Source organism: Blautia sp. HCP3S3_B11 (genome assembly GCF_052064435.1).
In the GTDB taxonomy this organism is placed as follows: domain Bacteria; phylum Bacillota; class Clostridia; order Lachnospirales; family Lachnospiraceae; genus Blautia_A.
Genome location: NZ_JBQHVP010000012.1, coordinates 23,992 through 38,870 on the forward strand (window position 1 = coordinate 23,992; position 14,879 = coordinate 38,870).

A 14,879-nucleotide genomic window follows, 5' to 3' on the forward strand; every position below is an offset into this window, starting at 1 on the left:
CTATTTTGAAAAAAGATTTTTTTGACGTATTTCCCAATTTAAAAGTGAAAAAAGAACTGGAAGAGCTGTTGGACATGGTGTTTGTAACCAGAGTTTCCTGCAATCCTTCCAAGACTCATATCTGGGTATATATAAAAAGTGAACGCTGGATTCATAAGAAGCATATTTTTGCCCTGGAAGAGCAGATAGAGAGACAGATTTTTGCAGGACTGGGCGTTACGGTTACCGTAATAGAGAAGTTTCATTTATCAGGGCAGTACACGCCACAGAATTTCCTGGACACATACCGTTCCAGTATGGAACTGGAACTGCGCAATTACAATATGCTGGAATATAACATGTTCAAGCAGGCACAGATTACTTTTCCGGGTGCAAATGATCTTCATATGATACTTCCTGACTCGGTAATAGCCAGAGAAAAAAGCGAGATTCTGATCGAATATCTGCAGAAAGTTTTCTGCGAGAGATGCGGGATGGATTTGAAAGTGGAGCTGGAGTTTACAGAAACGCAGGAGAGCAAATACCGTAAGAATGCAGCAGTTCAGATTGCTCAGGAAGTAGAGAACGTAATTCGTCATGCAAAGATGGATGCCAAAACGGAGGAGACTTCACAGACTGAAGAAAGTGGAACAACGGAGAAAAAGGCAGAGAAGAAAGCAGATAAATCACAGCAGGAAAAGAAGGACAAAAAGTCCGCATTTGCTGATCGAAAAGACAATAAAAAAGGTGATTTCCGTGGTGGATTCAGACGAGACAGCAATCCGGATGTTATCTATGGAAGAGATTTTGAAGGCGAACCAGTTGCCCTTGAAACAATCACCGGTGAGATGGGTGAGGTCATTGTCCGCGGACAGGTTATGGATGTTGAAGCCAGAGAGATTCGAAATGAAAAGACGATTCTGATTTTCCCGATCACAGACTTTACTGACAGTATTGTAGTGAAGATGTTTCTTCGAAACGAGCAGGTTCCGGAAGTCACAGAGCATGTAAAGAAAGGTGCATTTCTGAAGTTTCGCGGCGTAACGACCGTGGACAGATTTGACAGTGAACTGACGATTGCGTCTATCGCGGGAATCAAAAAGATTGCCAACTTTACCACAGCCAGGGTGGATACCGGTCCTCAGAAAAGAGTTGAACTTCACTGCCATACGAAGATGAGCGATATGGATGGTGTCACAGATGCAAAATCTCTGGTAAAACGTGCCTATGAGTGGGGACATCCTGCCATTGCCATCACAGACCATGGTGTCGTTCAGGCATTTCCCGAGGCAAATCATTGCTTCGATGCATGGGGAGGATGTGTGCCGAAGGACTCTGATTTTAAGGTTCTGTATGGTATGGAAGCTTACCTTGTAGATGATTTAAAGGGTATGGTGACAAATGGAAAAGGACAGAAACTGGATGGAAGATTTGTAGTCTTTGATATTGAGACAACAGGCTTCTCTTCTCTGACCTGTCAGATTATTGAGATTGGCGCGGTACTGGTAGAGAACGGAGAGATTACCGCTCGTTTTTCCACGTTTGTAAACCCAAAAGTACCGATCCCGTTCCGTATTGAACAGCTTACAAGCATTAATGACAGCATGGTAATGGATGCGCCGACAATCGAAGAAATTCTGCCAAAATTCCTTGAATTCAGCAAGGGGGCGGTAATGGTTGCACATAATGCGGACTTTGACATGGGATTCATTATGAAAAACTGCGACAGACTGGGAATCAAGCATGATTTTACTTATGTGGATACGGTCGGAATGGCGCGTTTCCTGTTGCCTGCATTGAACAGATTTAAGCTGGATACGGTTGCAAAAGCAGTAGGAGTTTCACTGGAGAATCATCATCGTGCAGTAGACGATGCCGCATGTACAGCAGAGATTTTTGTAAAATTTGTCAAAATGCTGGCGGACAGAGATATTCTTGATGTGGATGAGATGAATAAACAGGGAGCGGTATCGGCCAATACTATTAAGAAGTTACCAACTTACCATGCGATTATTTTTGCCAGAAATGAGACGGGACGCATTAATCTGTATAAACTGGTAAGCCAGTCTCATCTGAAATATTATCACAGACGTCCTCGTGTACCGAAGAGTGTGCTGGAAGAGCATAGGGATGGTCTTCTGGTGGGAAGTGCCTGCGAGGCAGGAGAGCTGTATCAGGCAATACTGCGAAATGCACCGGATACGGAGATTGCCAGACTGGTTAATTTTTATGACTATCTGGAAATTCAGCCGCTTGGAAATAATAAATTTATGATTGCGGATGACAAGCATGATATGATCAATTCTGAGGAAGATTTAAAAGAGATAAACAGAAAGATCGTCAAGCTTGGAGAGCAGTTTAAGAAACCTGTTGTAGCTACTTGTGATGTGCACTTTATGGATCCTCAGGACGAGGTATACCGACGTATTATTATGGCTGGAAATGGTTTCTCGGATGCGGATGAACAGGCACCGTTATATCTGCGTACTACGGAAGAAATGCTGGAGGAATTCTCCTATCTGGGAAGTGAGAAAGCTGAGGAAGTTGTCATTACGAACACCAATAAGATTGCGGATATGATCGAGAAAATTTCCCCGATCCATCCGGATAAATTCCCACCGGTCATTGAAAATTCCGACCAGGATCTGAAGAATATCTGCTTCACAAAGGCACATGAAATGTACGGAGATCCCCTGCCGGAGATCGTGGAAAGCCGTCTGGATAGAGAACTGAACTCTATTATTTCGAATGGTTACGCCGTAATGTATATTATTGCACAGAAACTGGTGTGGAAGTCTAATGAGGACGGATATCTGGTAGGTTCGCGAGGATCAGTAGGATCTTCCCTGGCGGCTACAATGTCCGGTATCACAGAGGTAAATCCTCTGCCGCCGCATTATTTATGTCCGAATCCAGATTGTAAATACAGTGATTTCGATTCGCCGGAAGTAAAGCAATATGCAGGTATGGCAGGGTGCGATATGCCTGATAAAATCTGTCCGAAATGTGGGACAAAAATGAAGAAAGAGGGATTTGATATTCCTTTTGAAACATTCCTTGGATTCAAGGGAGATAAGGAGCCTGATATTGACCTTAACTTCTCAGGAGAATATCAGGCAAATGCACATCGATATACAGAGGTTATTTTCGGTAAAGGACAGACGTTTAAAGCCGGAACTATCGGTACACTGGCAGAGAAAACGGCATTCGGTTATGTGAAGAATTATTTCGAGGAACGTGGCGTGCATAAACGTTACTGTGAGATCAACCGTATCGTGCAGGGGTGCACAGGAGTTCGCCGTACCACAGGACAGCATCCGGGAGGTATCATTGTACTTCCGGTGGGAGAGGAAATCGAGAAATTTACACCTGTCCAGCATCCTGCGAATGACGTAAACAGTGATATTATCACCACGCATTTTGATTATCATTCCATTGATGGAAACCTGCTGAAGCTTGATATACTGGGACACGATGATCCGACCATGATCCGAATGCTGGAGGATCTGACAGGCATCAGTGCGAGGGATGTTCCGCTGGATCAGAGGGATGTCATGTCATTATTTGCAAGCACGAAAGCATTGAAAATCGAGCCGGAGGATATTGGTGGATGTAAGCTTGGATGCCTGGGAATCCCGGAATTCGGTACAGACTTTGCCATGCAGATGCTTATTGATACCAAGCCGAAATACTTCTCAGACCTGATTCGTATTGCAGGACTTTCCCACGGTACAGATGTATGGCTTGGAAATGCGCAGGTACTGATCCAGAATGGCACGGCTACAATTTCTACTGCCATCTGTACCCGAGATGATATCATGATCTATCTGATCGGAAAAGGCGTGGAAAGTGGTCTTGCATTTACCATTATGGAGAGTGTCCGTAAGGGAAAAGGCCTGCGTGATGAGTGGATCACAACGATGAAGGAACATGATGTACCGGACTGGTATATCTGGTCCTGTAAGCTGATCAAGTACATGTTCCCGAAAGCCCATGCGGCGGCTTACGTTATGATGGCATACCGAATTGCGTGGTATAAGGTATTTCAGCCGCTGGCTTATTATGCGGCATACTTTAGTATCCGTGCGACAGCTTTTTCCTATGAACTGATGTGCATGGGTAAAGAACGTCTGGAATATTATATGGCAGAAATCCGTAAGAAAGGCGATGCTGCATCTAAGAAAGAGCAGGATACCCTGAAGGATATGCGTATCGTGCAGGAGATGTATGCAAGAGGTTTTGAGTTCGTTCCAATCGATCTTTACACTGCAAAAGCGCAGCGATTCCAGATTGTGGACGGAAAACTGATGCCATCACTTGCGACCATTGACGGACTCGGAGATAAGGCCGCAGATGCCGTTGTAGATGCCGCAAAACAAGGCAAATTCCTGTCAAAAGACGACTTCCGCGACAGAACTAAAGTCAGCAAGACAGTTATTGATCTGATGGATGATCTGAAATTATTTGGAGATATTCCGCAGTCAAACCAGATGTCACTGTTTGATTTTACGGGATGAGATAGAAAATATAAGGAGATGGATATGAAGAAAGAGGAGCTTAGATATTTACAGAGACTTGCAGAAATTTATCCTACAATTGGAAAAGCATCTACGGAGATCATTAATCTCCAGTCGATTCTGAACCTTCCAAAGGGAACGGAACACTTTATGTCCGATCTTCATGGAGAGTATCAGGCATTTTCCCATGTATTGCGAAACGGTTCCGGTGCAGTACGAAAGAAAATAGATGATGTATTCGGACACACGCTTGGAAATAATGACAAACGCTCTCTGGCGACACTGATTTATTATCCAAGAGAGAAGATGGATCTGGTAAAGGAAACAGAGGATGATATGGAAAACTGGTACAAGATCACGTTGTATCGTCTGATTGAAATATGTAAGACAACAGCTTCCAAATATACCAGATCAAAAGTAAGAAAAGCACTTCCGGCAGACTATGCATATGTGATCGAAGAGCTGATCACAGAGAAAGCGGAGGTCCTGGATAAAGAAGCTTATTATGATGCCATTGTAAATACCATTATTGAAATCGGCAGTGCAGAGAACTTTATCATTGCACTTGCAGAACTGATCCAGCGTCTTGTCGTAGATCACCTGCATATCCTGGGGGATATTTACGACAGAGGCCCGGCACCGCATTTTATCATGGACCGTCTGATGCAGTACCATTCTCTGGACATCCAGTGGGGTAACCATGATGTAGTCTGGATGGGTGCGGCAGCAGGTCAGAAAGCATGTATTGCAACGGTAGTGAGAAACAGCATCCGTTATGGAAATCTGGATATTCTGGAAGATGGATACGGTATCAATATGCTGCCACTTGCAACCTTTGTCATGGAAGCATATAAGGATGATCCATGTGATATTTTTGCCATGAAAGGCGCTTCAAATTACAATGTTCTGGAAGAAGAACTCGGCAAAAAAATGCACAAAGCGATTGCGGTGATCCAGTTTAAATTAGAAGGAAAACTGGTGCGAAAGCATAAAGAATTCCAGATGGAAGACAGGGCACTTTTACATAGGATCAATCCTGAGAAAGGAACAATCATCCTGCCGGATGGAAAAGAATATCCTCTCCGGGACAGCAATTTCCCGACGATTGATTGGAAGCATCCGTACGAGCTTACAGACGGGGAAAAAGAGGTTATGGACAAGCTGTCTTCTGCATTCAGAAACTGCGAGAAGCTGCAGAATCATATCCGGCTGTTACTGGATAAAGGCGGCCTTTATACAGTATATAATGGGAATCTTCTGTTTCATGGAAGTATTCCGTTAAATGAGGATGGAACCTTCCGTGAAGTACAGATTTATGGGAAAAGCTATAAAGGAAAAGAATTGTATGATGTGCTGGAAGCCTATGTACGCAGAGCTTTTTATTCTGTAGGAAAAGATGAGCAGAAGAAAGGCCGGGATATCATGTGGTATATCTGGGCAGCACCGAATTCTCCGTTGTTTGGCAAGAGTAAGATGAGTACTTTTGAGCGTTATTTTATAGAAGATCCGTCCACACATGAGGAGAAAAAGAATGCATATTACCGACTCTGGGAGAATGAAGAAGTAGTTGATAATATGTTGCGTGAATTTGGTCTGGATCCGGAGAAGGGCCATATTATCAATGGTCATGTACCTGTACATCAGAGTGAGGGAGAAAGCCCGGTTAAATGCAATGGCAAGGTTATCGTTATTGACGGAGGCTTCTCCAAGGCATACAGAAAAGTTACAGGTATTGCAGGATATACACTGATTTATAATTCTTATGGATTAAATCTTACAGCTCACGAGCCATTTACTTCCAAAGCAGATGCGGTAGCAAAAGAGACAGATATCGTATCAAATCGTGTAGCAGTCAGCTACATGTCAAGACGTCAGCTGGTAGGTGATACAGATACCGGTCATGCGTTAAAAGAGAGAATTCAGGAACTGATCCAGCTTCTGGATGCATACAGAAAAGGTACTATCAAAGAGAAAAAATAAGAACCAGGCGGATAGATTTTAGAATAAAAATATCCAAAATTTGTAAGCAAACGCCAAAAAGAGGTTGGTTTTACAGGCGATAAAACTCTTTACTTATAAAATTGCGTTCTATATAATGAGTAGTGTTGTGTGATAAACAAGTTACTGTTCATTCAGTTTTCAGTAACATAGCTGAAATTCATGCCAGATTTCTGGTGGCAATAGAACTTATAGCAATCCTCTAAAATAATGCATCTTAATCCAGCCCAACAGAGTGTGAAATCCTGCGTCAGATATCTTTGCCGTACGTCAGCACGTCTGTAGATATTTTCCTTGTCTTTCGCACTCTGCTGAACTGTCTTAAATGCATTATTTACGATGATAGCTATAGGCTTTTATGTTTTGAGATATTATATGTGAGCAGTAATAAAAACAAACATTATGAGGCGGGCAGATATGCCCGGAGATGATGGACAAAAGGAGAATACGATAATGGGTGGAATTTTTGGAGTAGCATCAAAGTCCAGTTGCGTTCTGGACCTTTTCTTCGGAATTGATTATCATTCCCATCTGGGAACACGCAGAGGCGGTATGGCAGTATATGATTCGAAACGTGGCTTTGACCGTGTGATCCATAATATCGAAAATGCACCATTCAGAACAAAGTTTGACGGTGATATCGGTGAGATGGAAGGAAACTTAGGAATCGGATGTATTTCAGATAATGAGCCACAGCCGTTGCTGGTACGTTCCCATCTGGGAAATTTTGCAATCACTACAGTTGGAAAGATCAACAACATGGATGAACTGATCGCAACCTGTTTCAAGAATGGATGTACACATTTCCTGGAAATGAGCGGTGGAAGTGTCAACCCTACAGAAATGGTAGCTGCCCTGATTAACCAGAAGGATAACATGATCGAAGGAATCCGTTATGCGCAGGAAGTAATAGAAGGTTCTATGACGATGCTGATTCTGACACCTAAGGGATTGCTGGCAGCACGTGACCGTCTGGGAAGAACTCCGTTGATCATAGGTAAGAAAGAAGATGCCTGCTGTGTATCCTTTGAAAGCTTTGCATATCTGAATTTAGGATATGAAGACCTGAAAGAACTGGGACCTGGCGAGATCGTTGCAGTGACTCCGGATGGAGTGGAAACTCTGCAGAAGCCTGGCGAAGAAATGCGTATCTGTTCTTTCCTGTGGGTATATTACGGATATCCGACTTCAACTTATGAAGGCGTTAATGTAGAAGAAATGCGTTATCACTGTGGTGATATGCTGGCAAAACGTGACAAAGGCGAAGTAAACCCGGATATCGTAGCCGGAGTTCCGGATTCCGGTATTGCACATGCCATCGGATATGCGAACCAGTCAGGCGTACCTTTTGCCCGCCCGTTTATTAAATATACACCAACCTGGCCGAGATCTTTCATGCCTACTCAGCAGAGCCAGAGAAATCTGATTGCCAGAATGAAACTGATTCCGGTACACCGTCTGATCAAAGATAAGAGCCTTCTTATGATTGATGATTCTATCGTACGTGGAACACAGTTAAGAGAAACAACAGAATTCCTTTACAGAAATGGTGCAAAGGAAGTACATATCCGTCCTGCATGCCCGCCACTTCTGTATGGATGTAAATATCTGAACTTCTCACGTTCCAAATCAGAGATGGATCTGATCACAAGACGTGTGATCGCGAAACGTGAAGGAGAGAATGTAAGTGATAGGACATTGGCAGACTACGCAGATCCGAATTCAACTAATTACAAAGAAATGTTGGAAGAGATCCGTAAGGAACTGAACTTTACATCCCTGAAATTCCACAGACTGGACGATCTGAAGGCTTCTATCGGAATCTCTCCATGCAAACTCTGTACTTATTGCTGGGATGGAAAAGAATAATATTTCGTAACTGTGAAGGTACTGAGTAGTTACAATATTTCTGCATAGAATGATAACTGGAAATGTAGATAGAAAGTAAATACGATATAGAAATACAAAAAAAGAGGAGACGTAGAATTTGCCGGTAGTAAACAATCAGAAAAGGAACAAAAAGAAAAGAAGGCTTAAGAAGCTTCTGGTATTTGTAATCAGCCTGTTTGTCCTGCTTATACTTGCAGGTATTCTGCTGATTCGTCAGCGGGAGAATGAGGACAGGCAGCAGCGCAAGGCAGAAGCAATTGCGGCACTGGAAAGTGTTCCAACTGTAACACCTACACCGGCAGCTACGTCAACCCCGATTCCGACACCAATTCCTACGGTAACGCCGACACCTGTGCTGGAAAGAGCCTATGTTTTTGACCCGGATGATTATCTGGGAAGCTGGCACAGTAAGAATGGCAGGGTTGTGATCGAGATTACGAAACTAAGCCAGAAGTCGGTTACATTTACTTATTCGCAGATAAATAAGAAAAAAACAGCCACCTGTGAAGCTACGGTAAAGAAATCCGTAGCGGGAAATGCGTCAAGATTTTCCTTTACAGATTCCCTGGGAAATGTAGCAAAAGGCTATTTCACTTTTGATAACGGGATTCTGTATGTGAAGATTAAAACAAAAACGAAAGCGGAAGGCGCTAAAGTTCACCCTTCCGTAGATGGTGTTATGATCAGAGGATAACGGGAAGCTACATAAGAAAAATATTGACTGTGAATATGATCTACAGTCATGAAAAAGCAAAAGAAAAACAAAAGGATTCAGGTAACATCAGAAGTTACAGGAATCCTTTTTTGCTTTTTATTTATTCATCTCTTTTTTGTCAGTGCGCCCTACCAGATAGTCAACACTTATGTCATAATAATTTGCCAGTCTGATCAACATTTCGACAGGAATGTTACGTGATCCGGTTTCATAGTGTGAATAGGAACGCTGGCTGATGTGAAGAATTTCGCTAAGCTGTTTCTGGGACAGATCAGCATCTGTGCGTAAATCCTGAATACGCTGAAATTTCATGTGGGGTACCTCCTTCCCTATGGAGAGTGTTTAAAAAATCATCCCGCAAATTGTGACACACATCTTGCAGAAAACTTTTTTCAAACATGCTCTGATATAAAAAAGTATAAAACAGAACAAATTGCACTCTTGCGAAATGGAGCAAAATGGACTATAATAAAAATATCTTTATTCAATTCTGATTTCTGAAATAATACATGACCGTTCAGGTTATGGTAATCCCATAAAGTAAAAAAAGCAATATTTAGCCGAATAGGATAAAACTTTGCTTCTGTTACATGTTTTTGTTCATTCAGTGTCTTACAATCGTTATGAACTACAATAGACAGTAATAAGCAGAGCAATTATTCAGTATGGATATGTATAGATATATGATATGTATAAATCACATCGGGGAGATTTATGCATCCGGAAAGGAGAAAATTTGTTTGCAAGTGTATTATCAGCTGCAATTTTAGGGGTAGAAGTATGTCCTGTCCAGGTTGAAGCAGATGTAAGTAACGGACTTCCTTCTTGTATAATGGTAGGATTTCCATCCGCTCAGGTAAAAGAAGCCCAGGACAGAGTACGTACAGCACTTAAGAATAACGGCTATCAGTTTCCACCAAAGAGAATCACTGTTAATTTCGCACCTGCGGATATGAAGAAAGAAGGTGCTGGCTTTGATGTTCCGGTCGCGGCCGCAGTATTGGCTGCTTTTGAAATCATAAGTTCGCGGGATGTCAATGGAGTCATGATGGCAGGCGAGATCGGACTGGACGGAGAGATTCATGGCATTTCGGGAATCCTCCCCATGGTACTGTGTGCGAGGAGTCTTGGATGCCGATTCTGCGTAGTTCCTTATGAGAATCTGAAAGAAGGAAGACTGATCAAGGATGTGCCGGTAGCAGGGGTAAAGAATCTGAAGGAACTGATCGAATGCATCCAGAATCCGGAACCATATCTGAAAATGGAAATTCAGGAGGATATTTCTGCAAGAAATACGGATAAAGGAATGGATTTCTCAGATATTGAAGGGCAGGAAGGCGCAAAAAGGGCAGCAGAGATTGCAGTAAGTGGCTTCCATAACATGCTTCTGATTGGACCGCCAGGGACAGGCAAGACGATGCTTGCCAGAAGGCTTCCTACGATCATGCCAGGTCTGGGATTTGAAGAGAAACTGGAACTTACCAGAATTTACAGTATTGCGGGGCTTTTATCCAGAGAAAATCCTTTGATGAATGAAAGACCATTTAGAAGTCCCCACCATACGAGTACGCCACAGGCAATAGCAGGAGGGGGACGCAATCCGCGTCCCGGTGAGATTACGCTGGCGCATAAAGGAGTTCTTTTCCTGGATGAAATGCCTGAATTTTCCAGGGCAAGTCTGGAACTTCTGCGTCAGCCACTGGAAGACAAGGTGATTCAGATTGCCAGGGCAAGCGGTACATATAGTTTTCCGGCGGATTTTATGCTATGTGCCGCGATGAACCCCTGTCCCTGCGGATATTATCCGGATTTGAACCAATGCACCTGTACGTCGAGAGAAATTTCACATTATATGGGCAAAATCAGCCGCCCGCTCCTGGACAGGATCGACATCAGCACAGAAGTACCGCCGGTTTCTTTTGCACAGCTTCACTGTGGAAAGAAAGGGGAAACATCTGCAATTATCAGGAAAAGAGTAGAAAAAGTACAGAAAATCCAGGAAGAACGTTATAAAGACGAGAAGATAAGTTTCAACGGACAGCTGAGAAGCAGTCTGATCGATAAATACTGCCCTCTTACGGACAGTGCATCAAAGCTGCTTGCGAGAGCGTTTGAGCGAATTGCATTCAGTGCCAGATCCTATCACAGAATTTTGAAAGTAGCCAGAACGATTGCCGATATGGAGGAAGAAGAAATCATTGCCAGCCATCATATCGGAGAGGCACTTTCTTACAGAGCATTTGATAAAGATTTTGTCATAAAATAAAAGTCTGCGAGGTATTTTATATGGAAAGAACTGAGGTAGAAAAATTCGATTCAGAAAGTTCGGAAAGCATAGATTGGGAAAAAAATAACAGAAAGAGAAATCAGGTGGTGGGAAATTCCATGGATCAAATCCGATGTATAACAAAAACAAGTACAGAGTATCCGGAAAAAATGAAGCAGTATCCCTCCATGCCCGCAAAGCTATATGTAAAGGGGAGAATGCCTGATCCCGACAAGATAACCGTAGCAGTAATCGGAGCGAGAATGTGCAGCCCATACGGCAGAATCCAGGCTTTCCGTTATGCGAAGGAACTAAGTCAGGCAGGAGTACAGATCATCAGCGGCATGGCTCTTGGGATTGATTCAGAAGGGCATAAAGGAGCCCTGGAAGGGAAAATGCCTACATTTGCGGTGCTGGGAAGTGGAGTTGACGTGTGTTATCCGAAAACAAACAAAAAACTTTATGAGAGAATTCTCTGGGAAAATGGCGGGATTATCAGTGAATGTCCGTTGGGCTCGGAACCTGTATCCTGGCATTTTCCGGCACGTAACCGCATCATCAGTGCCCTGTCAGATGCAGTTCTGGTGGTAGAGGCAAAAGAAAACAGTGGCTCTCTGATTACAGCTGGTTTTGCACTGGAACAGGGGAAAATGGTCTATGCCATCCCAGGTGCTGTTACAGATACACTTAGCAGAGGATGCCATAAGCTGATCTACGATGGCGCAGGAATTGCCTACTGCCCGGAAATCATACTGGAAGAACTTGGAATCGGTGCAGAGAAAGCGTTGCAAACAGACGAAAAAAACAACTTAGGACTTGCAAGTGATTTGAATTTGGTGTATAGTTGTCTCGATTTACGACCAAAAAACCCCGATTACATAGTAAGAAAAACAGGCTTTTCGCCGGCACAGGTAAGCAACTGTCTGGTGGAGCTGACACTGCAGGGACTCATAAGAGAAAGCGGGAGACATTACTATGTAAGATGCAGTTAAGTTATTGTTCATGCGCCATTTCTGTTGCTGAGAACGGAGTGAATAGTAACGTGAATAAGCCGGATTGGGAAAAAATCCGTTATCTGGTTAATAATAAGCTGTGAAAAGAATGAATTTGGCGTTATTGGGCGCTTATAGAATTGCTATAGTGAACAGTAACAGATTACGACTAGGAGAGATAGCATGGCGAAATATCTGGTGATAGTGGAATCACCTGCAAAAGTGAAAACAATTAAGAAGTTTCTTGGCGCGAATTACGATGTGGAAGCTTCAAACGGACATGTTCGCGATTTTCCCAAGAGCCAGTTTGGAATTGACGTAGAGCATGATTTTGAACCGAAATATATAACAATACGTGGAAAGGGAGAACTGCTTGCCAAACTTCGCAAGTCTGCCAAGAAGGCAGATAAGATTTATCTGGCAACTGACCCTGACCGCGAGGGAGAGGCTATTTCCTGGCATCTGATGCAGGCCTTAAAAGAAGACCCGAAGAAGATGCACAGAATTACTTTCAATGAGATTACAAAAACGGCTGTAAAGTCATCCATTAAACAGGCAAGAGAACTGGATATGGATCTGGTAGACGCACAGCAGGCAAGACGTATGCTTGACCGTATGGTTGGTTACAGTATCAGCCCTCTGCTCTGGGCGAAAGTCAAGAGAGGTTTAAGCGCGGGACGTGTACAGTCTGTTGCATTGCGTATCATCTGTGACAGAGAGGATGAGATCAACGCATTTATTCCGGAAGAATACTGGAGTCTTGACGGAGAATTTCAGGTAAAGGGCGAAAAGAAACCGCTTCAGGCTAAATTCTACGGTACAGATAAGAAAATGAGTATCCATAACAAGCAGGAAATGGATGAGCTTCTGGTTTCCTTAAAGGATAAAGAGTATGAGATTACTGAGGTAAAGAAAGGTGAGCGAATCAAGAATGCACCTCTTCCATTTACCACAAGTACCTTACAGCAGGAAGCTGCCAAGACATTAAACTTTTCTACACAGAAGACGATGCGTCTGGCACAGCAGTTATATGAAGGAATCGATATTAAAGGAAATGGTACCGTTGGTGTGATTTCCTACCTGCGTACAGATTCTACCCGAATTTCAGAGGAAGCAGATGCTGCGGCAAGAGAATATATCACTGAACAGTATGGTGAGAATTATGTTTCCCAGTCAGAGAAAACAGTGAAAAAAGGACAGAAGATCCAGGATGCCCATGAGGCGATCCGTCCTACAGATATCAGCCGTACACCGGCTGCATTAAAGGAATCTCTGTCCAGAGATCAGTTCAGACTGTATCAGCTTATCTGGAGAAGATTTGCAGCGAGCAGAATGGCACCGGCGAAGTATGAGACGACTTCCGTAAAAATCGGGGCAGATGAATATATCTTTACAGTGTCTGCATCCAAAATCGTGTTTGACGGATTTATGTCTGTATACACAGATGAAGAAGATCAGAAAAAAGGAAATGTACTGAATCAGAGCCTTGAAAAAGGCATGAAGCTTACACTCAAGGAACTGAAACCAGAGCAGCATTTTACACAGCCGCCGGCACATTACACAGAGGCATCCCTGGTTAAAACGATGGAAGAATTGGGAATCGGACGTCCAAGTACTTATGCGCCGACCATTACAACAATCATCAGCCGCCGCTATGTGGCTAAAGAACAGAAGAATCTATATGTTACAGAGCTTGGTGAGGTTGTTAACAACATCATGAAGCAGGCATTCCCGAGTATCGTGGATGTGAATTTCACAGCAACTATGGAAGGGCTTCTGGACTGTGTGGCAGCAGGTACTGTTAAATGGAAAACAGTAGTCAGCAATTTCTACCCGGATCTGAAGAGAGATGTCGATGCAGCAGAGGAAGAACTGGAGAAAGTTGACATCCAGGATGAAGTCACAGATGTAGTCTGTGATAACTGTGGCAGAAACATGGTGATCAAATATGGTCCACATGGACGATTTCTTGCATGCCCGGGCTTCCCGGAGTGTAGAAATACAAAGCCATATTTCGAGAAGATTGGTGTTCCATGCCCGAAATGTGGCAAGGAGCTTGTTCTTAAGAAAACCAAGAAAGGACGTAAATATTACGGATGTGAAGATAATCCGGAATGCGATTTTATGTCCTGGCAGAAGCCATCCGCAAAGAAATGCCCAAAATGTGGAAGCTATATGGTGGAAAAGGGGAATAAGCTTGTCTGCAGCCAGGAAACCTGTGGATATGTGGAGACGAAGGAAGAAAAATAGAAGTAGAATGCATTTTGAAACATGCTTAGAAAATCTTCGTAGATGAAAATATAAAAGATAGTATAAATACAGGAAGAGAATGATACTTTTCCTGTATTTTTTTGTCATAAAATATGTTTGTAATATACATACAGTGTAATAAATAATAATCTGGTTTTGAGAAAAACTGTATTCCGAAATAACACCATATTTATTGAATAATATTTGCAAAAGGAATCTATTTTCAGAAAAGCAAAAATAAATAAAAAAATTATAAAATTTGTCTTGTAATT

The 14,879-nt window shown here is 42.9% G+C and carries 9 protein-coding genes; 8 read left to right on the forward strand and 1 reads right to left on the reverse strand.

Features of this window, described 5'->3' with window-relative positions:
* Positions 1 to 5 precede the first annotated feature (5 nt).
* The 4 genes from ACTNC0_RS10770 (at position 6) to ACTNC0_RS10785 (ending at position 9,078) form a co-directional block, all read left to right on the forward strand.
* Positions 6 to 4,496, forward strand: coding sequence for a PolC-type DNA polymerase III (locus ACTNC0_RS10770; protein WP_441087361.1), 4,491 nt, complete (start codon positions 6 to 8; stop codon positions 4,494 to 4,496).
* A 24-nt stretch (positions 4,497 to 4,520) separates the two neighbouring features.
* Positions 4,521 to 6,476, forward strand: coding sequence for a fructose-1,6-bisphosphatase (locus ACTNC0_RS10775; protein WP_118629083.1), 1,956 nt, complete (start codon positions 4,521 to 4,523; stop codon positions 6,474 to 6,476).
* A 471-nt stretch (positions 6,477 to 6,947) separates the two neighbouring features.
* Complete coding sequence (locus tag ACTNC0_RS10780) at positions 6,948 to 8,363, forward strand: amidophosphoribosyltransferase (RefSeq protein WP_117844503.1); 1,416 nt, start codon at positions 6,948 to 6,950, stop codon at positions 8,361 to 8,363.
* A gap of 118 nt (positions 8,364 to 8,481) precedes the next feature.
* The gene (locus tag ACTNC0_RS10785) at positions 8,482 to 9,078 is read left to right on the forward strand and encodes a hypothetical protein (protein ID WP_441087362.1); all 597 of its coding nucleotides are present in this window, start codon (positions 8,482 to 8,484) and stop codon (positions 9,076 to 9,078) included.
* A gap of 117 nt (positions 9,079 to 9,195) precedes the next feature.
* On the opposite strand, the gene ACTNC0_RS10790 is transcribed toward ACTNC0_RS10785, so the two are convergent.
* Positions 9,196 to 9,411 (reverse strand): helix-turn-helix domain-containing protein, encoded by a 216-nt coding sequence (locus tag ACTNC0_RS10790; protein WP_117675806.1) that lies wholly within the window; start codon positions 9,409 to 9,411, stop codon positions 9,196 to 9,198.
* Between ACTNC0_RS10790 and ACTNC0_RS10795 the strand changes: the two genes are divergently transcribed.
* The 4 genes from ACTNC0_RS10795 to topA all read left to right on the forward strand — a co-directional run bounded on the left by ACTNC0_RS10795 (position 9,412) and on the right by topA (position 14,607).
* Complete coding sequence (locus ACTNC0_RS10795) at positions 9,412 to 9,600, forward strand: DUF6783 domain-containing protein (protein WP_441087363.1); 189 nt, start codon at positions 9,412 to 9,414, stop codon at positions 9,598 to 9,600.
* A 235-nt stretch (positions 9,601 to 9,835) separates the two neighbouring features.
* Positions 9,836 to 11,365: a YifB family Mg chelatase-like AAA ATPase gene (locus ACTNC0_RS10800; protein ID WP_441087364.1), complete on the forward strand. Its 1,530-nt coding sequence runs from the start codon at positions 9,836 to 9,838 to the stop codon at positions 11,363 to 11,365.
* 20 nt (positions 11,366 to 11,385) lie between these two features.
* Positions 11,386 to 12,357, forward strand: coding sequence for a DNA-processing protein DprA (gene dprA / locus ACTNC0_RS10805; RefSeq protein WP_441087365.1), 972 nt, complete (start codon positions 11,386 to 11,388; stop codon positions 12,355 to 12,357).
* Positions 12,358 to 12,540: 183 nt separating this feature from the next.
* Complete coding sequence (topA, locus tag ACTNC0_RS10810) at positions 12,541 to 14,607, forward strand: type I DNA topoisomerase (protein ID WP_441087366.1); 2,067 nt, start codon at positions 12,541 to 12,543, stop codon at positions 14,605 to 14,607.
* Positions 14,608 to 14,879: the final 272 nt, after the last annotated feature.

Excerpts from the sequence above, each read along its gene's own strand:
- topA (WP_441087366.1), top strand. The coding sequence starts at position 12,541 with ATGGCGAAATATCTGGTGATAGTGGAATCACCTGCAAAAGTGAAAACA.
- ACTNC0_RS10775 (WP_118629083.1), top strand. The coding sequence starts at position 4,521 with ATGAAGAAAGAGGAGCTTAGATATTTACAGAGACTTGCAGAAATTTAT.
- dprA (WP_441087365.1), top strand. The coding sequence starts at position 11,386 with ATGGAAAGAACTGAGGTAGAAAAATTCGATTCAGAAAGTTCGGAAAGC.
- ACTNC0_RS10790 (WP_117675806.1), bottom strand. The coding sequence starts at position 9,411 with ATGAAATTTCAGCGTATTCAGGATTTACGCACAGATGCTGATCTGTCC.
- ACTNC0_RS10780 (WP_117844503.1), top strand. The coding sequence starts at position 6,948 with ATGGGTGGAATTTTTGGAGTAGCATCAAAGTCCAGTTGCGTTCTGGAC.